A 22,120-nucleotide genomic window follows, 5' to 3' on the forward strand; every position below is an offset into this window, starting at 1 on the left:
GTTTTTCGACGTACAGTGAATTACAAAAATTATTTATAGTTGCATAATAGTTAGTGAGAAATTTCTCATCTCATTTGGATGTTAAGAAACTTTGCAACAGAACCTGGATTTTTCCATGCAATCAGTTATGAAAAATTATGAGAGAATATGTATATTAATTTATTATTAGTTTCCAGTACTAGTATAATTTCTGATTCCATACTTCCAAAATCTATAGGCAACTATAAAAGATAATATAGCTATGAGAGGAGTCAATACTCCGATGTGTATGAAACCTTTATCTTCAATTATATAAGAAGCTGGATAGAAAGCTGTAAAACCGTATGGAATAATCCAAGTTATAACAAAGGTAATGTACTTATTATAAATATTAATTGGATATTGAGCATACTCATTTAATTGAAACACGGATGAAGTAAGAGCTAAACTATCCACTATCCAGAAGGAAAAACTAATGAAAAATAAGTTAATAGATATAAAGATTATACCACTAGAAATAATCATTAATAGTAAAAGTAGAATTATACTAAAGTTAAACTGGAGACCAATTTCCTTCGATGAAATAAATAAAATTATTCCTCCAACAATAATCTGTCCTAAGCCATCTTGCTGAACTCTTTCTGAAACTAATTGAAAAAGTGGATTAACTGGTCTTAATAATAATCGGTCAAAATCTCCGGTTTTTATGTACCCCCAACCTAGTGTCCATAGATTATCAAAAAATATATGATGAATGGATCTCCCGAGGTAAGCTACAGCATAAATAAATAACATTTCATAAAAATTCCAGCCATTTAATTTCTCAATATGGCTAAAAATAATCTGTAAGAAGAAGATTGCAATTAGTTGCTGCATTATTATAGAAGCACTGCCGATTAAGAAGTCAATTTTATATTCCATAATAACTTTGATATGTTTTTTAAAATATTGAAGATACAGAGAACTATATCTTATAATTTTTTTAAACAAATTATTAACCTCCAAATATTGTTATTTTTCTAATTGACAACATCCAAACAATTCTAACTATAGAGAATAGTAATATTAACCATAAAAATTGGGAAAGTAAACAATTAATTGATTCGTGAGTGTTAAACTGACCAACATAAATTGAAACCGGAATAAAAATCATATGCTTAAAAGGTAAGTAATCCCCAATTATTTGAAACCATTGAGGAAAAAGAGTTAATGGTACTAATGCTCCAGAAAAGAATTTTATAATTGAATCTCTTAATATTTTTATTCCCCAGGTATTTGTAGTCCAGAAGGCTAATATCCCAATTAATAAGTCTAATTGTGTACCTATTAGTACACCAAATAATGCACTTATTAAAAATAAAAATAATGAAACGGGGGAACCAGGCAATTCGACTCTTAATACAAGCACAGAGATAAGAAACATTGGAAAAGAGATCCTTATAAGGTTAGAAATTTTAAATCCAATATCGAGACTTACAAGCTTATCTAAATAGTGATATGGCTTAAGTAGCTCATTTGCAATTTCTCCATTTTTAATTCCTCTGGACAAGTTATTACCTACACCTGACACATAGCTCTCCAGCATTAGAGCAATAATTACATAGGTAATCATTGTAGAAAAATTCATTTCGTTAATTGTAGAGCGATTAGCATATACTGCTTTCCAAAAATAAAATAATAGAAATACTTTTAGAATTCCAGAGCACATACTTGTCCAATGCAAAGAAATATATGCAATATCAACCTTTATTTGAGATTTTGCTAATTCCCAATATTTTCTCACTGTTCTGCACTCCCATTATATATGTCTTGAACGACCCTGCCTATATCAGGTTCGGTAATTGTGAAATCTGATATTTCATATTTATTCATGAAATTTAATAGAATAGTTTGTGAAGAGACTTTTGTATTATTATAGTGAACTTTTATCGAATTGGTTCTGATTTCATATTCAACCAATCCCTCGAATTCACTTGGATATATAAAGTTATCTTCTATATTTTCTATCTCCATTTCTATTACACGATTATATTGAGAGTTGTTTTTTAAATTTTTTATATCGCCATCATATATAATAGCTCCTTTATCAATTATTATAACTCTGTTACATAATACTTCGATGTCCTGCATATCATGGGTGGTTAGAATTATAGTTGTCTTTTTTTTCTGATTTATATAACTTATAAAGTCTCGAATTTTCTCTTTAACGCTTACATCTAATCCAATTGTGGGCTCGTCTAGGTAAACAATTTTTGGATTATGAAGAAAGCATGAAGCAAGTTCACATCTCATTTTCTGTCCTAAGGATAGCTGACGTACGGGCTTATCTAGTAAATCATTAAGGTTCAATATTTCTATAAAGTGATTCAAATTTTTATTGTATTCTTCCTCAGGTATTGCATAAATATGCTTTAAAAGCTCGAAAGATTCGCGGATGGGAATGTCCCAGTATAATTGTGTTCTTTGCCCGAATACTGCCCCAACCTGCTGTGCATTTTTTTTTCTATTTTTATACGGAATGATACCATTAACTAATATTTCCCCGTCATCAGGTGTAAGTATTCCACTCATCATTTTAATTGTTGTGGATTTTCCTGCTCCATTTGAACCAATGTAGCCAACTATCTCTCCCTCTGAAATTGAAAAATTAATATTATTAACCGCATGTACTAATTCATATTTTGGATTATACAAGGCTTTTATAGCACCTCTTAATCCAGGTTCCTTTTTAATAACTTTATATTTCTTTGATAGATTTTTAATCTTTATCAAAAAAACACCCCCCATTCCAAATTTATCAATTTAATAAATATCTTGACAATTATTATCTTAATAAATAAAATTAATTTATGCAATCGCTTTCTTAAATTGATGTAAGGATTCTTAACCATCGTTATGGAAAATAATCCGGATTTATATCATTGGTGAAGGGATGAATGCCCATGTATTACTATTCTATCAAGATTGACGAAGAAAAAGACTATTTTTAACTATAAGAGGAAATTGGTTATTAAATGATTTATTCATTTTTTTGACTAATAGCGAAAACGTTTGCTTTAATTATCGCTAAATAACTAATCGTCTCATGTTAAGAGCTTGTCGTTTTTCTGTTACGATTAGGTTGCATAGGGATACTATTTAATCAAATCTTATAGCGTTTTTTAAAATTCAAAATAATAGTTATTTTTTAGAAGTCTTTATGAAAAAACATGAAGAGAATTCAAATTTCTATTATCTTGGATTTTAGGGATAGAGGTGGTGAATTCAGATTTTTTATGAAGTTTAAAAAAATGTTGTTCGTAGTTTATGAGCTACGTTTGTACTGGTAAGAATTTTTTCGATAAAAGATTAGTCTTTATTGAAAGCCCTTTCCACTTTGAGGGGGCTATAAATGAAAAAACTTTAAATTAACGCTCTATTATATTTGAAATCAGATTTATATTATTTTTTACTAGTGTCAAAATAATAAGCTCGAAAGATTTTGTGTTTGTTATTTTTAATAGTTACATCTAAGTATTAATGGATAGGAAGGGTGTTTATGAAAAAAGAAACGTTCACATTAAAAGGATTTAAATTTGCGGCATTTGATTTAGATGGAACTATAGTAAATGAAAGAGGTGAAATTAGTCAGAACATTGAGAAGGCAATTTTGAAATTGAGAAAATCAGGAATAACACCAATAATAGCCACAGGAAGGGTTCTGCAATCTTACAAAAATCTATTTTCTTCAAATAGATATAATAAACTATTTCATAACAAAATAGTTTGTCATGATGGAAACATTCTCTATGAGGAAGGAAAAATTACGATACTTAAAAAAATTGATTTGGATTTTTTTTGGAGTATTTTCTATTCATTAAAGAGCAGTGCTGACTTCGTTGTAATTAATAATGGAGAGTGTTTTGCAGAGACAAAATCTGCTGCGCTTAAATATAGTATGGTTTATAGAATAAACAGATCTCAAATAATTGTAAAATCTTTTGATGAAATTAATTTGAATGGACTTAGTAATGTATATGTTTTTCCTAAAGACAAAGATAAACAAATTTCAATAAATTATTTTAGTAATTATAATGTGAAACCTATATCGTACTTAAATGCATTTAAAATAACACCGAATGTTAATAAGGCAGATGGACTAATAAAACTTTTAGCAACAGATTTTCATGAGAAAAATTTAGAAAAGGTTATTGCGTTTGGTGATGGAGAAAATGATGTGCAAATGTTAAACAATTGTGCAATTGGAATAGCGGTACAAAATAGTCACCCAGCAGCAATTAACTGTTCTACGTACAGTATTAACATTCCGATTGAAAAATTTATTGAAGAGAATTTAGTTGAAGGGACTGATAGTACTGAAATTAGAGTATGAATTAATAATATTGTTAACAAAACAGGATTTAAATGAAAGTGAGATTAATAGACTAAAGGAATTATTAGGGAGCCACTTAGAGTGGGATAGAATAATTGGACTCTTATATATTCACAGGGTGTTAGGAATTGCATGGTTAAACTTAAAAAAATACTATTCTCAAGATGAAAAAAATAGATGTGCTATGCCTAGATTATTTAAACTCTTAAATGAATCATATAATGCGCAAAAAGAAAAATTTTCCGAACAATTAGAGTATACATATCAGGTATGTAAGGCTTTAGAAGATAAAAATATTCGATATGTAGTACTAAAGGGGGTTTCATTATCAGGAATAATTTATAAAGATGGTGGCCTAAGGGATTTTAATGACAATGATATATTGATTCACCCTAATGATTTAGATAGGGCAAAAGAAGAAATTCTTTCCCTAGGATATGTACAAGGAAACGTTAAACACCATATTAAAATTGTAAAGCCAACTAGGCGAGAGTTATTGATTAGAAGGATGAATTCTCATGAAGTAATTCCATTAGTAAAGGATATATCAAAGGATAGTATGTTGGCAGCTCACCATGTCATTGATCTTCACTTTTCGGTTAATTTAATGACGAAAAACCATAATGAGGATATCGTTGAAAAATTCTTAAATCATAGGATAAAAGAAAAAATCCAAGGGAAGATGATATATTCACTTGATTATAATGATATGTTTATCTTTTTATGTGAACACTTTTATAAAGAAGCTAAGTCAGTTAGAGATTTAAATATGTATAAAGATTTATTGCTATATAAAATATGTGATATATATCACATATTGCTTAATAAAAATCTTATAAACTGGAATACCATTGTTTCAACCATTGAGGAGTATGAAATGGAAAAACAAGTTGAGTTTGCTTTAACTTATGTAAAAAGGATTTTTAAATGTGATATTTCTCCGTTACTTAATAAAAATAGCTACAATGAAGATTTTGATATTGTTTATCAATACGATAGCGAAGAAGTTGCTTATAAGCATAACGCTAATCAAGAGCTAGTTGATAGAGTATTTGATATAAGTAGACCGAGAATGATTAATGAAATAAATAAGTAATTAACTAAATAATTAATGGGTGATATAGTGGAATTTATACACGATTTATTAGATATAAAAAGTGGGAATTTATTTTTTCATACAGATGATGATACAGTTAATGTTTCAGAATTAAGAAAGAATGCAAAGAGAACAGCAGCTTTACTAAAATCATATAAATTACAACCCGGCGATAGAGTATTAATAATGTTAGAAAATAGTATAGAGCTAATTCAACTCATATTTGGTACTTCAATGGCTGGGGGAAGTGTTGTTGTTGTTAATCCAGACACCTTAACAGAGAATGTTGAGTATATTATAAATGATTGCAAACCAAAATATATCATATCATCATTCGTTGATAAATTCAATTATTACAATAAGGGAATTAAAATTATTTCTTTAATGGAATATAAACAGGATATTCAGTTTTATTCACAGGGAATTAATTTGAATTTTTGTCACAAATATATTACTCGATCTAAAAATGATGAGGCCTTATTAATATATACTTCGGGGAGTACAGGGAAGCCAAAAGCTGTTATATCATCTCATAAGCAGGTGATATTCTGTACAAAAGCTATCTCTAAGGAATTAGATATGGGAAACAGTGATGTAATTGGTTGTTTACTCCCACTTTCATTTGATTATGGACTTTATCAAGTGTTTTTAGCTCTAATTTCTGGTGCTGATATATGTTTAGGTAATACTAAAGATGCAGGGATACAATTGTACAATTTTTTGAATAAATGGAAAATTACAGTTTTTCCATCAATGCCTCATTTAACTAATGGTTTAATTAGAATATTAGAAAAAAGAAAGGGTACTTTAAGTATTAAAAAAATAACGAATACAGGTGAGAGTTTACCTAGTAGTTTAATTGAGAAAATTAGAAGGTTAATTCCTGATAGTCAGATATATCTTATGTATGGACTTACAGAATGTAAGCGTGTATCAATACTTAACCCAAAAGATATTAGTACGAAAATATCATCAGTTGGTAAGCCATTAGAGGGAACACATTGTTTTATTGTAAATGAAAACAATGAACTATTACCATCAGGGGAAATAGGGGAACTTGTAGTAGTAGGTCCTAATGTAATGGAGGGGTATCTGAATCAAAGTGAATTGACAAAAATGCGATTTAGACATAATTTACCCTTTACAAAAGATCGAGCCTTGTTTACTGGGGATTATTTCCATATGGATGGTGATGGATATTTATATTTTCATGGAAGACGGGATGATCAATTTAAACAAAGTGGGTATAGATTAAGTTCCATAGAAATCGAAGAAGCGGTAAACAAAATCCCTTATGTAGAGAGAGGGATATTAATAACACCAAATAAAAAAATAAAAAAATCCATTTTATATGCAAAAACGAATAAAGACATATCTTATGTTAACGAACAATTAAAGATGAAATTAGAGAGATACAAGTTACCTCAAATTATAGTAGTAGTTAAAGAGTTTCCACTTAATATAAATGGAAAGGTTGACAAAAACAAGCTTATAGAATCTTACTTAGGAGACGAAACTAATGAAATTTTATAAAGACTTGGTTGCGATTTATGGAAGTCCTTTATATATTTACGATTTACATAAAATTACAACTGCGTATAAAAGATTAAAAAGTTATTTACCGGATAGTAGTAAGATATTTTATTCATTAAAGGCAAATCCTAATCCTGAAGTAGTAAATCATATAATTAAGTTAGGATGCTATGCAGAAGTATCATCTATTAGAGAATTAGATACAGCTCTTGAAACAGGGTTGTCAGCGGATAAATGTTTATATACAGGTCCTGGTAAATCTAATGATGAGATTAATTGTGCAATAGAAAAAGGGGTTAATCATTTTTCCGTAGAATCGCTAGATGAGTTGGCAATTATTAGCGGTTTATCGTTGAGTAAACAGAAGAAAATAAGAATTACCTTAAGGATTAATCCTGAGATTCAAGCTTCGAGTGCAAGTATAAACATGACGGGCGTTTCTTCTCAATTTGGATTTGAAGAAGAACAATTGAATTCTGAAGAATTAAGTAAATATAGAAATAAGTTCATTCTTATTGAAGGATTCCATATATATAATGGCTCTAATTTTGATAGTAGTGAAAAATTATTGAACAATTTCAAATCAGCAATACTTACAGTAAAACGAATTAGTAAAAAATTAGATATTGATTTAAAGTTTGTTGACCTAGGCGGAGGATTTTCGGCACCGTATGGCAAGATTGGTGATTTAACAAATTATTCAGATGTAACAATTCAACTAAAAGAAATGATAAATAAAGAATTTGATAAAGAAGTTGAAATCGCTTTCGAAACAGGACGTTATCTAACTGCTACCTCGGGTGTAATAATTGGAACTGTACAAAGTTTAAAAAGAAGTAAAGGAAGTAATTTTTGTGTGATTGATTTTGGTATTAATAGTTTAGGAGGGATGAGTGGATTACGAAGGCTTCCTTCATCTAGTTTTAATATAATTCCGCTAGATAAATATAATGAAGAAAAGATTGAAACTACTCTTGTCGGACCATTATGTACACCGTTAGATTATATAAATAAAAAGGCATATTTGCCCCGTTTTAGTAGGGGAGATAATTTTTACATTCCTAATGTAGGAGCTTATGGATTAACAGCGAGTCTAATAGGTTTCCTTAGTAGAGATTTACCAAAAGAAATAATTGTTGAAAACGAAAAGGTACACCTGGTTTTTGAAAATAAATTAATATCAAGGAGAGATAATAATGAAAAATATATTTATACAGGTGTTAAATAATTATTTAAGTGATGATGTAAGTAATAATTTTGAAACTACCCTAAAAGATATGGGATTGGATTCTATGGCTTCTATTGAGTTACTTTTAGAATTAGAAGATCAATTTGACATTGTGTTTCCAGATGAACTTTTAACTGAGGAAACATTTTCGACAGCAAAAACATTATGGGAATCAATAAACAAATTAACCCCTGATAAGGCAGGATGTTAAATGGAGAATCCTAAATTATTTGATAAAGATTTAACAACTGTTTTAGGGGTCATATCAAAGAATGCAAGAAAAATAGATAAAGGTATATTTCCGATAGAGAACATTGAGCTGTTAAAAAAAAATAAACTAATGAGTATGATCATGTATGGAAATAGTCAACAAAGAAAAGAGAGTATACTCAGATGTTCTAAGCTAGTTCAAGAAATAGGAGAGCATTGTCTGTCCACATCTATGATTTATGGAATGCACTGTCAACAATTATTTACACTTTTAAATATTGAAGAGACTCCATTCAAAAAAATGTTATTAAAAAGTATTTGTGATAATCAAAGTTATATTGCTTCAGTAACATCTGAATATGGAAAAGGAGGGCATCTTTTAACCTCTACAAGCCCAATAGAGTGGTTAAATGAAAACATAATTCTTAATAGAAGAGCACCCGTAGTAACAGGTGGAGCATTTGCCGATGGGTATTTAATTACTATGAAAAAATCAATTAACTCTAATGAAGATGATGTTACTTTAGTGTTTGCTTTCAAAGATGAGATTCAGAGTGAAGTGAAAGGAAAATGGTCTTCTCTTGGAATGAGAGGCACCCAAAGTATCCCTATGAAGTTCCATGGAATATTAAGTGAAGACAGGGTCTTAAATTCTATCTCTTTCAAAGAGATTGCAAAATTTTATATGATTCCAATTGGTCATATCATGTGGGCTTCAAGTTGGCTGGGTTCAATAAAAAGTGCCTTTAAACGTTTTATTCGTATAATAAGAAAAGATAAAACAAAAAGGGATTCTGAAATTATTTTAAGTAAAATCTCTGAGATAAGATTGTTGATAGACACCGTTGATATTTATCTAAAATCAACTATTGAAAAATTCATTCAATATTTAGAAGAAGATAAGAGTCAAATGGATTGGAATAGCTTTAGTATTCAAATAAATAATTTGAAAATAATTTCATCAGAAAATTTGTATAAAGCAATTAATGAGATTGTGGAAGTATCTGGTATGTATTATGGTTATCAGCAAATAGAGGAAATAAATTTTGAGAGAACTTTAAGAGATTTAAGATCAGCTTCTATAATGTTTCATAATAATCGTCTTAAAGGGATAAATGGTAAGTTATCATTATTTAATTCAGAAATTAATTAGAATAGGAGAATTCAATGATAAAAATATATACACAGATATCAGGTGAATGGGAGAACCCCTATTTAGAAGAAGAATATGTAGATTATCTTAAAAACACTATTAAAAAGATTGAAACTTATAGCTATAATGGTGCATTGATTTATTATAATCACAATGTAATGGACCCTTGGATTTTAGTATCAAAAGTATTAGAGTTATCAAAAAAAATTGTACCTGTAGTGGCTGTACAGCCTTATGCAATACCACCATATAGTTTGGCGAAAATTATAAAATCCTTAACAGTTCTGTACAATAGGAAAATTAATATTAATTTAATTGCAGGTGCTTCTAAAAGTGAATTAGAACAAACAAACGAATTAATGATACATGATGAAAGATATAAGCGATTGAAAGAGTATAAGGAAGTATTAGAATATTGCCTAACTCAAAACACACCCCTTTCCTATAATGGACAATACTATAATTATAAGGATTTATATGTTAATTCTAAAATTAGCTTTGATCTCATGCCCGAGTTTTTTGTTTCAGGTTCATCAGAAAGTGGAGTTGAGGTTGGGATAGAGATTGGTGATGTTATTATAACTCATCCCGAGCCAATATCACTTTTTTTAGAGAATAATAAAAAGTCATTGAGTTCTTTAAAAAGTAATGGAATAAGAATTGGAATCATAGCTCGAGATACAGCCCAAAAAGCATGGGATATTGCAGTAAGTAGATATCCTCAAACTAGGGAAGGGAAAATTAAAACCATTATGAGGGCAAAAAGTGAAAATACTTGGAGTAGAAAAATAGCAAAATTAGCGCTCAATGGAGATATTTACGACAAGGTATATTGGACAGGGGCATTTAAAACGGGAGGATCATCTTATCCGCTTCTAGTAGGGGATTATGATGAAGTAGCAAATTATTTACAAAGCTATGTTGATGCTGGGGTAGAGACTTTTATACTAGGTGGAATAGATACAAAAGAAGATTATTTTCATAGTAGTGTAGTTTTTAAAAAATTGTTGCAGAGATAAGAACATTTTCTGTATTACTTTTAGAATGAATATGTCGGTAAATCTTTAATCATTATTTGTTGACTTAGGATTAAATAGTATGGTGATTACGAAAGGATACAAATCCCTTTTCGTTCTAATGCATACGAATTACAAAAAAATACATTAGTTGTTATTTATGAATTGGGCAATATCTATACAATTAATTTATTAATTTGTAAAAATCCTTCTAATTAGATACAAGGCAAAGTGAAATAGTATTGCACTTTTGTTTTTGCAGTCAATTATTTTATTAGGAGTGACTAAATTGAAGGTCATTTTAATAGTGGTGATAGCGTTTGAAATATTTCTCCTTTTTAGAGCGGGATATAATCTTAGAAGAATTAATTATTATTTAAGGGGAGACAATAAAGCTGTAAAATTGATAAACGGGAAAATTTATATATTATTACCGTGTCATAAAGAATATGAGATGCTTGGATCCACGTTGGAGTTTTTTCATAAATTCACTAAAGAACATAGTAATGTCAAGGTGATAATTATAACTGGACGTGAATATGAAAATGGGAAAATAATAAAAGAAGATTCATATACTAGATTAAATAAAATCTTGGAAGATAAACAATTTGACAATATAAGTATATTGTTTGATACCAATAAAGAGAGTACTAAAGCAGCTAAGTTGAATTATGCGGTAAAACAAATTTCTAGTGATGAACTAAATAGTAACACATATATTGGAGTTTATGATTTTGATGCTAAACCCCATAATATGACGTTAAATTGGATAATTGATGATATTGAAAGAAGGGTAAAAGAAAAAAGTAAATTGCCTTCTATATATCAACAAATTCCGATTATTTTAAATGGTTTTAATTATAAACGTCTTTTTGTAAGTATTTATTCAATATGGCATATACGTCGATCTTTAGGAATCGAAGGAATGCCATTAATCTTTAAAGATAGTTTAAAGAAAATACAGTATTGTATGGGATCAGGTATGTTTATTAAATACCAGGACTTAGTTGAATTAAATGGTTTCCCGGTTTATTCAGATGATATTGCATTAGGATATAAATTGTTTATTCGTAATAAGAAAGAAGTTGTTGTGCCACATGTCAATTCAGTCTATGCAACGACTTCCTTTAGTCAATGCAAAAAGCAACATTTAAAAATATACCATGGTCTTTTTAAGTTTTGGGAAATACTAAGAGAGTACGAACAAGAATTTGGCCAGCTACCAATTTCAAAGAAAATTGCTATGTCTGTAAGGGTGCTTTTTGATGTATTTAATGAATGGTTAGAATGTGGAGTTCTGTTTTTATGTTTAGTTGGTCTATTTTCAAATCCATTGTACTTACTTTCTTACTATATTTCATTTTCAATTGTATTGGCTGTATATATGTTTTTCTTCTTGTTTATTAAGAAAAAACAATGTAGAACCCAAATACCTTTGTTTTCAACAAAATGTATATACTTTTTAATTGGAGGGTTTACTAGCATATTATTTAGATTTTATTCTTTAACTTTATACTTTTTTAAAAGAAAAAAAATAAAATCATTATTTTTTGAGAGTACTTCTAAAAAAATAAAATAGGAAAAGCTAGTGTATTTGTAAGAATGAATTAAAAAATGAATAGTATTGAGTTAACTAGTTTAAAAAGATAGAAGTGAATTTTGTGGTGTCATGAGTACTATGCTCTTTATGAATCAAATTACTAATTGACATAATAAATTTCATGTTGTCTAATTTTCAATATCTTTTCATAAAAGGGTGAGGATAATTATAGAAAATTTGGGTATAGTTACCTATTTAAATGATAAATATAAAGGGAATTTTGAAAAGAAAGATCATAGTTCGAGTAATAAACACTATTTTGGGTATAGTGATGTTTTTCATGACGATATTTTTATAAAAGTAAGTACAAATGCAATGAATTTTTATAATGAAGTGAAGATTATATGTAGGATTTATCCTAAGTTATATATAGGTACAGACTATATAAATAGTAATTATATACTTATTCTTCACAACAAAGATTATACAAATATTGATTTTGTTAATAATGAAGTTTCATTTCAGGCGGGTAGATTGCTTGCAGAATTTCATGAACAAGCATGTGGGATTGAATTATATGATAATGTTGAACCGAATTTCTCTTTGAAAGTTTTTGAGTTTATTTCAATATTAAAAAATCATAAAAAGTATACTAAAATTATTTCATTATATAACCAAATATATGCAAGTATGCAATTAGTAGATGAAGAATATAAACATATTCCCAAAATAAATATCCACGGAGATTTTGGTATTCGAAATATAAAAAAACTGAATCATCAATATATTTTAATTGATTTTGAACGTTGTAGATATGATAGCCCATGGATGGATTTTACAAAGTTTTTAAATAGAGAAGCTAATACAAAAGAACTAAAAACTAGTTTTTTAAAAGGGTATGCAGAAGTGAGGATTTTAGAAGAGCCAAGTGAATTGTTGAAAAAAGGAATGGAATTTTTAACTGCGTTAGGTATATATAAATATACTTTAGTATATACGGATGCTGAATTTGAAAATATGGCAGATGAAATAATGAAGAAAATATGTTTATATTTTGGCATTCAGTATATATGAACAAAAAATTTAATAATGAAATAAATGTACACAAATTTTATCTAGGATAGTTATTAGCTGATCATTACAGTACGCTGTTATTAAATATTAAAGTGTTAAAATATATATGTTGATTTTGAGTTTTATAGATTATTTTTCGATGAATTTATATTTCTAGATATTAAGGAGTAATCTTGTGAATGGTACTTTAAAAAATGGAAGTCATTTAAAATGTCATACAGAAAAAAATATTATTACCAAGGTACAGCATCCTAATTCAAAATTAGATGCTCAAATAATGCATATGTTTTGTGGAAATGAACCGAGAAAAAATATATATAAATATTACAATGATTTATTAAATGCAAAAATAAACGTTGCACAAATTTTTGAGATCTATAATTCTAAAAAAAATGAAATAATTATTAAGCAAGAATATATCAAAGGATATACTTTACACTCTATACAAGATAGTAGAGCACATGACTATTTTGCATTAAATTTAAAGTTTGATTTTTTAGAAGGTTTAATGGAAATGATAGAGTTGTTGATATTTATTCAAAGAAAAGCGTGGATATATAATAAGGATATTAGAATAGATTTAAATACTAAGAATTTCATTATACAGGAAAATACTAATAAAATTATTTATATTGACGTTACACCTCCTATATATAGAAGTGCATTTCCTGAAAGATCAGCTTATCCAATGAATATATTTTTGGAATCCCTAGACACTATGGAAGATCATTGGATTGCATTATATGGGTATTTGGTTAGACCATTTATAAAATATGCTAATGAATATAAGAGAGGGAATTTGAATAGTACAATAATATTCATTAGAGATAAATTGCTTGGTTATATAGAAAAATATTGGGGGAAAGAAAGAGAAGTTAATTTTAGACGTAAGTTGAGGGAATGTGTAGAGGATTGTAGATACAATGTTTTTAAAGAAAGAATTTCAGTAATAGATAAATTTTTAAATGATTCTTGTTCACTTAAACAATTATGTAGTAAATATGAAAATCTATCAATGGCTTCATTATTGATTCAGTTTAGTTAGTAAGTGTATTTCATGAATATAATAAATATTGACCTAATATCTTTGATGTTAGAATTATTTTTGAAAGTTTATATTTATATAGTAGATTAAGATGAATTGACAAAAAATCTTAATAACAAATTCATCATCCACATAGAATGAAAAGAGGAGGAGTATGATAGAGTCTGCGTAGATATATCATACAAAAAAACAAATGGATAAAATTAACATATTGATACAAGAAATTCGAAGCAAGGAACTTTATCAAAGAGAAGTAATTATGTCGGGGATAAAGTTTAACCTATATTTAGATGCTATTGTAAAGGATACTTTAGTTGAAAGTTTAGATTATATCCATAATGGTGATAGATTATTAAATGAGGAATTTAACATATATGGAATTGAAAGCGAAAACATTTTTGATGAATTGTATGATGTGTGCGAAAAATTCGAAAAAAATAAAGAAATAAAGATTTACCAAAGTAATAATGGAGTTGATACATTTGTTAATGAATATGATTTTGGTGGATTACAGGTGTATTTCAATGAAGTAATGGAGTGTTTCTTTATAAGTGATAGTAATTATAAATATTTAGTGGTAAGGAAAAATACAAAAGAGAAGAATAGACAATTATTAAGAATAATGAAAGAAGTTACTATTCGCACATATGAGAATAAAGGTGGGGTTATTTTCCATGCTGGTGCTGTAATGCTACAAAATAAAGGTATTATTATTAGTGGGCCAAAGGGAGCAGGAAAAACAACTTTGTTATGTCACATCTTAAATAAAATGAATATCGATTATATTGCGAATGATAGGATAATTATAACGAATGAGTTAGATATTGTATATTTACCGTTATCAATGAGAATTGGTGTAGGTACTTTCAATAATATGTCTAAAGTCAGGGAATATGTAAAAACAATGAAACTTTCTAGGATGCAAATGAAAGGTCTCAATGGTAATAGTGAGGCTATTTTTAAAGGGGCGTTAAAATATGAAATTGTATCAAAAGAACTAGAAAAGATTTTTTCGTGTAATTTGAAAGACTGTGCTAATTTAAGACTTGTTGTGATGCCAAACATTATTTTAAATAAAAATATAATTGAAGTAGAAGAATTAGGAGATGCTGAAAAAAGAAAATTACTGGCTGAAAATATGTTAAGTCCTAATGATGACATGTGGCTAAATCCATGGATAGAGAAACGTACTCTTTCAGATGGGGAACTTGATGAGGTAAGAATCACTATGCTTAACAAAATTATTGATAATGTTAAAGTAATTAAATTAAGTTATGGTACTCAGAATTCTAGTGATGAAATATTAGATATTTTGCAGTCAGTCATAAATGAAATCAAATAATTTAAAAGGAGTAGATGGATATGCGTACAAAATATGATCAATTTTACACACATGAAATGGAGGAGTCATTTCATGGGGAGCCTAAAACATGTGTGAAAGAATTATTTAATAGATTGGAAGAGAAAAGAAATATAGAAGGAGACGAAATAAGGGTTTTAGATATTGCGGCGGGGGATGGAAGGCATACAGTGCCTGCTGCTCAAAAGGGCTTCTTCGTGGATTGTATAGAAAAATCCGAAGGAGGAGTGCAAATATTAAACAGAAGATTGGAATCACAAAATGCTAAGAACTATGTAAATGTTGAGTGTGGAGATATGTTAGATTTTGGTTTTGACTTATCGGTTTATGACGCGGTTATTTTTATTGATGCAATACATAATATTACAACTATTCCAATTGGAAATTACGTTAAGAAAATACAGAATAGTACAAAAGATAATGGTGAGAATATTATAACTTTTCTTACAGATGTTAAGTTAGATGGTGAAAATTATCCGGAAAGGTTAATAATATCATCTTTAGAAGCTAAAGCACTATTGACAGATCTTTATAAAGAATGGGACATACATTTTTTACCGGATAAGAATTTATGCTTTTATACAGATGAAGTAAACAAAAAAAATTGTTTGTTTTCAGCTACAAGAATTTCAATGATTGCTAAAAAAATATAGCAATTAAGAAATACTGAAGTAGAAAAGCTAGGATATATGTAAGAGGGAGAATTACTGGCTGCCAAAATGTCGAGTTTTAATGATGAATTACTAGATATTTTGCAGTCAGTCATAAATGAAATTAAATAATTTAAAAGGAGTAGATGGATATGCGTACAAAATATGATCAATTTTACACACATGAAATGGAGGAGTCATTTCATGGAGAGCCTAAAACATGTGTGAAAGAATTATTTAATAGATTGGAAGAGAAAAGAAATATAGAAGGAGACGAAATAAGGGTTTTAGATATTGCGGCGGGGGATGGAAGGCATACAGTGCCTGCTGCTCAAAAGGGCTTCTTCGTGGATTGTATAGAAAAATCCGAAGGAGGAGTGCAAATATTAAACAGAAGATTGGAATCACAAAATGCTAAGAACTATGTAAATGTTGAGTGTGGAGATATGTTAGATTTTGGTTTTGACTTATCGGTTTATGACGCGGTTATTTTTATTGATGCAATACATAATATTACAACTATTCCAATTGGAAATTACGTTAAGAAAATACAAAATAGTACAAAAGATAATGGTGAGAATATTATAACTTTTCTTACAGATGTTAAATTAGATGGTGAAAATTATCCGGAAAGGTTAATAATATCATCTTTAGAAGCTAAAGCACTATTGACAGATCTTTATAAAGAATGGGATATACATTTTTTACCGGATAAGAATTTATGCTTTTATACAGATGAAGTAAACAAAAAAAATTGTTTGTTTTCAGCTACAAGAATTTCAATGATTGCTAAAAAAATATAGTGAATAAATAATATTGATATTTTAAAAGGAGAGATAAGTTTGGATATAAAAGTGAATGTTGAGGGTGTCATTCTAAATTGTAGATCTGCAGGCTTTATTTTAAAAAATAACAAAATTTTGCTTCACAAAGAAAAAAAAGTGAATTTCTGGGCGCCAATTGGTGGGAAAGTAAAAATAATGGAGTCATCTGTAGATGCAGTAAAAAGGGAGTATAAAGAAGAGTTAGATATTGAGGTTGAAGTGGAACGATTGATATGGATGGCAGAAAATTTTTTCGAATTCGAAGGTAAAAAGTATCACGAATATACTTTCGTTTATCTATTAATCGATGTAAATGATGTGTTATCTTGTGAGGACGAAGAAATTTCAGTATTAAATGAGAAACAATTTGTTTATAAGTGGATTGATCTTGATGAAATTAATAAATTAAGTGTGAAACCTGGATTTTTAAGTGGTAATCTTGAAAAGCTGCCTAAACAATTGGTTCATGTTATATACAAAGACTAGAATATCATTATTTTTAAGTGATAAGACATTTAGATTGAATAATCTTGGGGATAAATGGTTATTCGAGATGGGAAATTTCCTAAAGCAAGTAGGCAGATAAATTAAGTTACAGTATGGCATGTTTTGTAAATGTGGAGTTAGAGGAGAAGTTATGAACGACTATGAATTAAAAGGACATTCCGGTTGTAAACTAATTGTTATCACACAAAAAGATGGTAGTAAAATTGTTAAAAAGCAGTCAAAGAATGAGTCATATAATGATAGGCTAAAAGCACAAGTGAAAAAGCAGATTAGTTATAATGGTGTTTTTAATAATTGTAAAATTTTAAAGGAAGGTTACAATAATTCGTTATATGAATTTGACATGGAGTATATATCTGGAGTAACAGTTGCGAAGTATATGACCGATATCAGGCTTGTAGATATTTATAAGTTTGTTGAATTGTTTTTTTTAAATATTTGTAGAGAAAATACGTATGATGTTGGAGCAAGAGAGATTTTCACTAAGAAAATTCAAAATCTAAAAAAAACTATTAAAGAAAAATCATTATTATATAGTAAATGTTTTGAATTATTGGAAACTAACGAATGGAGATATATGGTTCTTAGTGAGTGTCATGGTGATATGACATTAGAGAATATGATTATACAAGATGGTGAAATTTATTTAATTGATTTTCTGGATTCTTTTTATAATAGTTGGTTAATTGATGTTGCAAAGATATTGCAAGATGCGGATGTGCTTTGGTCATACCGTACATATGAGAAATTAAATGCTAATTTAAAAATCAAGTTAATAATTTTAAAACAACTAATAATTGAGCAGCTTCTCACATTTCGTGATGGGAAATATCTAGTAGGAGAAGTATACCATATTCTCCTGCTTAATCTGATGCGCATTATTCCATATACAAAAGATGAGGAAACAAAGAATTATATAGACAACAAAATAGCTTATATATATAAAAATATACTGAAAATAAGAGAGAGGTTAACAGATGAAAACGTTAATTGTACCATGTGCCGGCAAGTCACTAAGATTTCCAAAAATGAGACCGAAATGGTTGCTAACTCATCCTGATGGGAATCTTATGATTCAGAAGGCAGTTAAAGGTTTAAATCTTGAAGTATACGACAGAATTATAATTACGATAGTTAAAGAGCATGTAATAAAATATGAAGCAGACTTGATTTTGCAACAGGCTTTTAATATAAATGAGAATTCGAAATTCGAAATACTTATTTTAGATGAATTTACCTCCTGTCAAGCAGAAACAGTATACCGTACTCTTTTTGAAAAAAATGTTGTGGGTGCCTTTGATGTGAAAGATTCAGATGGTTATATTGAATTTGATAATTCTCGGTATGAGGCTTTTATAGTTGGTTTAGATATTAATAAATTTGGAAAAGAAATTTCTAGATTAAGTTCGAAGAGTTTTTTAATAGTTGATAGTAATGATAATGTAGTAGATATTTTTGAAAAAAAAATCAAGTCAGAATACATTTGTGTAGGATTATATGGATTTGATGATGTTGAAAAGTTTAATAGAGCTTATGAAAATATAAAGGATAACAATTTCGATTATGATGAAATTTACTTAAGTCATATAATTTCATATCTTATCGGTACAGGAAAATCTGCGTATCACTATATTAATGCGAGTGAATATGAAGATTGGGGAACATTATTAGACTGGCAAACGGTACAAAAACGGCATGCTACTTATTTTGTAGATGTGGATGGTATTCTTTTGATGAATCGTGGTAGATATGGAGATAAAAATTGGAGTAATGACAATCAAGTGAATGAAGAAAATATTAAGTCTTTAAAAGAATTAGCGGATGAAGGTGCTCAAATAATTATTATAACAGCTCGTACAGAAGAATTTAGGAGTGACCTTATAAATATATTAAATAAATATGAGCTACCATTTGATACGATTGTAATGGGTGTAAATCATTCGTGCCGTACTATTATTAATGACTTTGCACCAACGAATCCTTATCCAAGTTGTAAAGCAATAAACATACCAAGAAATGCAATTTTAAAAGAGTATTTATAAAATTATTCTATAAATATGCAATGAAAATAAATAAAGAAGGCTTCTATTTAAAAGGTAGATTAAATGGATTTTGGAAATTCGGAAAGTGTAATATTTAGTTAGATATCTACTTGATAAGTAGATTAAGTAGGATTCTTGTTCGGTAATTGTAAGAAAAATAAATAATTTCCGAGGATTTAGATACTCATTTGTATAATTGAGTTTTAATTTCTTGTGATGTTTAATCTTTAGCATATTTTATAAGGAGAAGTTATATATGAAGGTATTAATTACAGGCGCAGCTGGATTTATTGGCTCGAATTTAGCCCATCAGATATATAAGAAAAATTGGGAAATGATCTTAATTGATAATTTATCTTATGGAAAAGAGGAAAATTTAAAGTTTAGTGATTGTGATTTGAGGGGTAAACTTATTAAAATGGATGTTCGTGATAAAGAGAGAATCGAAGAATTAATTCAAAAAGAAAGATTTGAATGTATTTTTCATATTGCGGGGGTTGCTCCTTTACCGGAATGTCAATCAGACCCTGCTCAGGCAATAGATGTAAATGTTATTGGACTGGTAAATATACTAGAAGCTGCGCGGAAATTTGGAGTAAGGAAGATCATATTTGCAAGTACTACTGCAATATATGAAAATGATACAGTGTTTCCATCCCAAGAAGAAGGATTTAAATTACCAACACTTATTTATCCAAATACAAAATATGTGGCCGAGCGGTTTTGTCAGTCATATTGCGATACTTATGGTATGAATGTTAGTTGTATACGCTTTGCTAATGTTTACGGACCACATATTGATTGTTTGCGTAAACAACCTCCTTTTGTAGGATACATGATTAGAGAATTGTATTTCAATCGTATTCCACATTTCTATTCTAACGGTAAACAGAAAAGGGATTATATTTTTGTGGATGATTTAATGGATTTAATGTTTCTGACAATAAATTCAGAAGGATTTGAATGTATTAACGCAGCAAGCAATAAAAGTTATTCTGTGAATGAAATGTTTGAAATAGCAAAAAAAATTATGGGAAAAACTGATATAAAACCAGTGTATTTAGAGCCAAAGAAATATTGGGATAAATATCCAGAGTTATACCAAGGGGCATATATGATTTCTAATGATATCTTGTATAATGAAGTGAATAAATACACTCAATGTAGTAATGAATATGCTAGACAAGCCTATGGATGGAAACCAAAAGTGTCTATGGCAGAGGGATTAAGCAAAACCATAATTTATATGAAAGATCAGCTAAACTTATTATATGGTAATTAGTTATACTTTTCTAAATAGTTTCTTAGGTTTTAAATACTCATGAATATAAAGGCTCACTTTCTTAATGGCTAGTTTACAATAAATAACTAGTTGGTGATGTTTACTATATTATTTCTAGAAGATCATCCTTGAGGTTTTTGTGTATATCTAAAATTACGAATTTAATTTAGAGTATGTAAAGATAAATAATAACTATGTTTAAATAAAAGGAACCTTCTTTCTATGCAAAGAAAGTTCCTTTAATGAAGAAATTTGAGGATTGAAACAAAAAGAGCCCCCTAGGTATGATACGAGGTGTCCGAAGCTGCAGTGTAGGGACCCTTAAATTAGAATTAAGGAGGACTCATTAATGAATTATAAAAAAATGGTAACAATGAAATTTTGAGAATACGTGAGTATTTGGAAGGAAAATTAAATTGGGGGGATTGAATATGAGATACATAATTGATTTAGATGGCACAATTTGTGACTTAAAAGAACCAAATCAAAGTTATTCGGAGGTTAAACCAAAAAAAAATGTAAAGGAAGCTTTACAGGAAATAGTTGATAGAGGAGATACCGTTATTATCTTTACTGCACGCCACATGAAGACATGTGAAAATAATGTTGAATTGGTTGAAGAAAGAATTGGAAAGATAACAAGAGATTGGTTGAATAGGTACGAGATACCGTACGACCAATTAATTTTTGGTAAACCATATGGGGACATATATATTGATGATTTAGCTTACAAATTTAAGGGATGGGACGAGTTCATAAAAGATAATAGTCTTGGAAAAGATAACTTTGAAGAGTTAATAAAATAAAGGTTGCTTCACTGGAAAAAATAAATTCTATTTTAAAGATTGTTATTGATACAGCATCAAATTATCCTCTATTGGCTAAAACCCAAAAATTTGATGAGGTTTTTGATATATTCGGCAAAAGAGATATAATTTCTCATCTCGATGAACAGGTAAAATTTGATGAAATGTTTGATCCATGGTTTGAATTAGATGAAAGCAGTTCTATTCATAATAAAATTAAAACAATATTAACTAATGATTTTTTAATTTTGAAAATTGTACACAATGAAAAAACAAAAAATGAGTTTGTAGATATTTAATTAAAGAATTACATAATAACGGTTTTACTATTAATTAGGAGGTGCCGTGGTATTGAAAATTTTCATACTACTAAATGTAAAATGAAAGACAAAACTGCAATTTT

The 22,120-nt window shown here is 28.7% G+C and carries 22 protein-coding genes; 19 read left to right on the plus strand and 3 right to left on the minus strand.

The window, feature by feature from the left end; translation table 11 throughout:
* Positions 1-165: 165 nt before the first annotated feature.
* Genes V7S50_RS32925 through V7S50_RS32935 form a run of 3 tightly spaced genes read right to left on the minus strand, consistent with a single transcriptional unit; the run spans position 166 to position 2,751 of the window.
* Positions 166-969 carry an ABC transporter permease gene (locus tag V7S50_RS32925; RefSeq protein ID WP_242251479.1) on the minus strand — a complete coding sequence of 268 codons (804 nt, stop codon included), beginning with the start codon at positions 967-969 and terminating at the stop codon, positions 166-168.
* A 4-nt stretch (positions 970-973) separates the two neighbouring features.
* Complete coding sequence (locus tag V7S50_RS32930) at positions 974-1,762, minus strand: ABC transporter permease (RefSeq protein ID WP_113735355.1); 789 nt, start codon at positions 1,760-1,762, stop codon at positions 974-976.
* A complete protein-coding gene (locus V7S50_RS32935; RefSeq protein WP_113735356.1) occupies positions 1,759-2,751 on the minus strand; it encodes an ABC transporter ATP-binding protein in 993 nt (330 codons plus the stop codon). The genes V7S50_RS32930 and V7S50_RS32935 overlap by 4 nt, the downstream gene beginning before the upstream one ends.
* A gap of 766 nt (positions 2,752-3,517) precedes the next feature.
* Between V7S50_RS32935 and V7S50_RS32940 the strand changes: the two genes are divergently transcribed.
* The 19 genes from V7S50_RS32940 (at position 3,518) to V7S50_RS33030 (ending at position 22,016) form a co-directional block, all read left to right on the plus strand.
* Positions 3,518-4,351, plus strand: coding sequence for an HAD-IIB family hydrolase (locus V7S50_RS32940; RefSeq protein ID WP_242251480.1), 834 nt, complete (start codon positions 3,518-3,520; stop codon positions 4,349-4,351).
* Entirely contained in the window at positions 4,317-5,447 is a 1,131-nt protein-coding gene (locus V7S50_RS32945) for a nucleotidyltransferase family protein (RefSeq protein WP_113735358.1), read from the plus strand. The genes V7S50_RS32940 and V7S50_RS32945 overlap by 35 nt, the downstream gene beginning before the upstream one ends.
* 27 nt (positions 5,448-5,474) lie before the next feature.
* Entirely contained in the window at positions 5,475-6,980 is a 1,506-nt protein-coding gene (locus V7S50_RS32950) for a class I adenylate-forming enzyme family protein (RefSeq protein ID WP_336584457.1), read from the plus strand.
* Complete coding sequence (locus V7S50_RS32955) at positions 6,967-8,208, plus strand: decarboxylase (RefSeq protein WP_113735360.1); 1,242 nt, start codon at positions 6,967-6,969, stop codon at positions 8,206-8,208. Before V7S50_RS32950 ends, V7S50_RS32955 begins: the two co-directional genes overlap by 14 nt.
* Positions 8,177-8,419 (plus strand): phosphopantetheine-binding protein, encoded by a 243-nt coding sequence (locus tag V7S50_RS32960; RefSeq protein WP_113735361.1) that lies wholly within the window; start codon positions 8,177-8,179, stop codon positions 8,417-8,419. Before V7S50_RS32955 ends, V7S50_RS32960 begins: the two co-directional genes overlap by 32 nt.
* Positions 8,420-9,571, plus strand: a complete 1,152-nt coding sequence (locus V7S50_RS32965; protein WP_242251482.1) for an acyl-CoA dehydrogenase family protein — start codon at positions 8,420-8,422, stop codon at positions 9,569-9,571. It abuts the gene before it with no gap.
* Between the two features lie 14 nt (positions 9,572-9,585).
* On the plus strand, positions 9,586-10,590 hold the full coding sequence (locus V7S50_RS32970) for an LLM class flavin-dependent oxidoreductase (RefSeq protein WP_242251483.1): 1,005 nt from the start codon (positions 9,586-9,588) through the stop codon (positions 10,588-10,590).
* A 286-nt stretch (positions 10,591-10,876) separates the two neighbouring features.
* Positions 10,877-12,166, plus strand: coding sequence for a glycosyltransferase family 2 protein (locus V7S50_RS32975; RefSeq protein ID WP_242251484.1), 1,290 nt, complete (start codon positions 10,877-10,879; stop codon positions 12,164-12,166).
* Between the two features lie 198 nt (positions 12,167-12,364).
* Positions 12,365-13,201: a phosphotransferase gene (locus V7S50_RS32980; protein WP_113735365.1), complete on the plus strand. Its 837-nt coding sequence runs from the start codon at positions 12,365-12,367 to the stop codon at positions 13,199-13,201.
* Positions 13,202-13,376: 175 nt separating this feature from the next.
* Positions 13,377-14,246 carry a hypothetical protein gene (locus tag V7S50_RS32985; RefSeq protein WP_113735366.1) on the plus strand — a complete coding sequence of 290 codons (870 nt, stop codon included), beginning with the start codon at positions 13,377-13,379 and terminating at the stop codon, positions 14,244-14,246.
* A gap of 259 nt (positions 14,247-14,505) precedes the next feature.
* Positions 14,506-15,588: a CobW-like GTP-binding protein gene (locus V7S50_RS32990; protein WP_252209204.1), complete on the plus strand. Its 1,083-nt coding sequence runs from the start codon at positions 14,506-14,508 to the stop codon at positions 15,586-15,588.
* Between the two features lie 20 nt (positions 15,589-15,608).
* On the plus strand, positions 15,609-16,259 hold the full coding sequence (locus tag V7S50_RS32995; RefSeq protein ID WP_181458824.1) for a class I SAM-dependent methyltransferase: 651 nt from the start codon (positions 15,609-15,611) through the stop codon (positions 16,257-16,259).
* A gap of 149 nt (positions 16,260-16,408) precedes the next feature.
* The gene (locus V7S50_RS33000; RefSeq protein ID WP_181458824.1) at positions 16,409-17,059 is read left to right on the plus strand and encodes a class I SAM-dependent methyltransferase; all 651 of its coding nucleotides are present in this window, start codon (positions 16,409-16,411) and stop codon (positions 17,057-17,059) included.
* Between the two features lie 39 nt (positions 17,060-17,098).
* Complete coding sequence (locus V7S50_RS33005; protein ID WP_181458826.1) at positions 17,099-17,566, plus strand: NUDIX hydrolase; 468 nt, start codon at positions 17,099-17,101, stop codon at positions 17,564-17,566.
* Between the two features lie 151 nt (positions 17,567-17,717).
* Positions 17,718-18,647: a phosphotransferase gene (locus V7S50_RS33010; protein ID WP_242251488.1), complete on the plus strand. Its 930-nt coding sequence runs from the start codon at positions 17,718-17,720 to the stop codon at positions 18,645-18,647.
* A complete protein-coding gene (locus tag V7S50_RS33015) occupies positions 18,565-19,629 on the plus strand; it encodes a hypothetical protein (protein ID WP_242251490.1) in 1,065 nt (354 codons plus the stop codon). Before V7S50_RS33010 ends, V7S50_RS33015 begins: the two co-directional genes overlap by 83 nt.
* Before the next feature lie 256 nt (positions 19,630-19,885).
* Positions 19,886-20,911 carry an NAD-dependent epimerase/dehydratase family protein gene (locus V7S50_RS33020; protein ID WP_242251492.1) on the plus strand — a complete coding sequence of 342 codons (1,026 nt, stop codon included), beginning with the start codon at positions 19,886-19,888 and terminating at the stop codon, positions 20,909-20,911.
* Positions 20,912-21,342: 431 nt separating this feature from the next.
* Positions 21,343-21,717, plus strand: a complete 375-nt coding sequence (locus V7S50_RS33025; RefSeq protein WP_242251494.1) for an HAD hydrolase family protein — start codon at positions 21,343-21,345, stop codon at positions 21,715-21,717.
* A gap of 71 nt (positions 21,718-21,788) precedes the next feature.
* A complete protein-coding gene (locus V7S50_RS33030; RefSeq protein ID WP_242251496.1) occupies positions 21,789-22,016 on the plus strand; it encodes a hypothetical protein in 228 nt (75 codons plus the stop codon).
* The last annotated feature ends 104 nt before the right edge of the window (positions 22,017-22,120 follow it).

Origin of the sequence: Bacillus sp. CCNWLW194 (assembly GCF_037120585.1) — a bacterium.
GTDB classification, from domain to species: domain Bacteria; phylum Bacillota; class Bacilli; order Bacillales; family Bacillaceae_G; genus Bacillus_A; species Bacillus_A basilensis.

Coding starts and splice junctions, on each gene's coding strand:
- V7S50_RS33015 (WP_242251490.1), top strand. CDS start 18,565: ATGAAAACGTTAATTGTACCATGTGCCGGCAAGTCACTAAGATTTCCA.
- V7S50_RS32960 (WP_113735361.1), top strand. CDS start 8,177: ATGAAAAATATATTTATACAGGTGTTAAATAATTATTTAAGTGATGAT.
- V7S50_RS32990 (WP_252209204.1), top strand. CDS start 14,506: ATGTCGGGGATAAAGTTTAACCTATATTTAGATGCTATTGTAAAGGAT.
- V7S50_RS32995 (WP_181458824.1), top strand. CDS start 15,609: ATGCGTACAAAATATGATCAATTTTACACACATGAAATGGAGGAGTCA.
- V7S50_RS32970 (WP_242251483.1), top strand. CDS start 9,586: ATGATAAAAATATATACACAGATATCAGGTGAATGGGAGAACCCCTAT.
- V7S50_RS33000 (WP_181458824.1), top strand. CDS start 16,409: ATGCGTACAAAATATGATCAATTTTACACACATGAAATGGAGGAGTCA.
- V7S50_RS33020 (WP_242251492.1), top strand. CDS start 19,886: ATGAAGGTATTAATTACAGGCGCAGCTGGATTTATTGGCTCGAATTTA.
- V7S50_RS32965 (WP_242251482.1), top strand. CDS start 8,420: ATGGAGAATCCTAAATTATTTGATAAAGATTTAACAACTGTTTTAGGG.
- V7S50_RS33025 (WP_242251494.1), top strand. CDS start 21,343: ATGAGATACATAATTGATTTAGATGGCACAATTTGTGACTTAAAAGAA.
- V7S50_RS33010 (WP_242251488.1), top strand. CDS start 17,718: ATGAACGACTATGAATTAAAAGGACATTCCGGTTGTAAACTAATTGTT.
- V7S50_RS32940 (WP_242251480.1), top strand. CDS start 3,518: ATGAAAAAAGAAACGTTCACATTAAAAGGATTTAAATTTGCGGCATTT.
- V7S50_RS32955 (WP_113735360.1), top strand. CDS start 6,967: ATGAAATTTTATAAAGACTTGGTTGCGATTTATGGAAGTCCTTTATAT.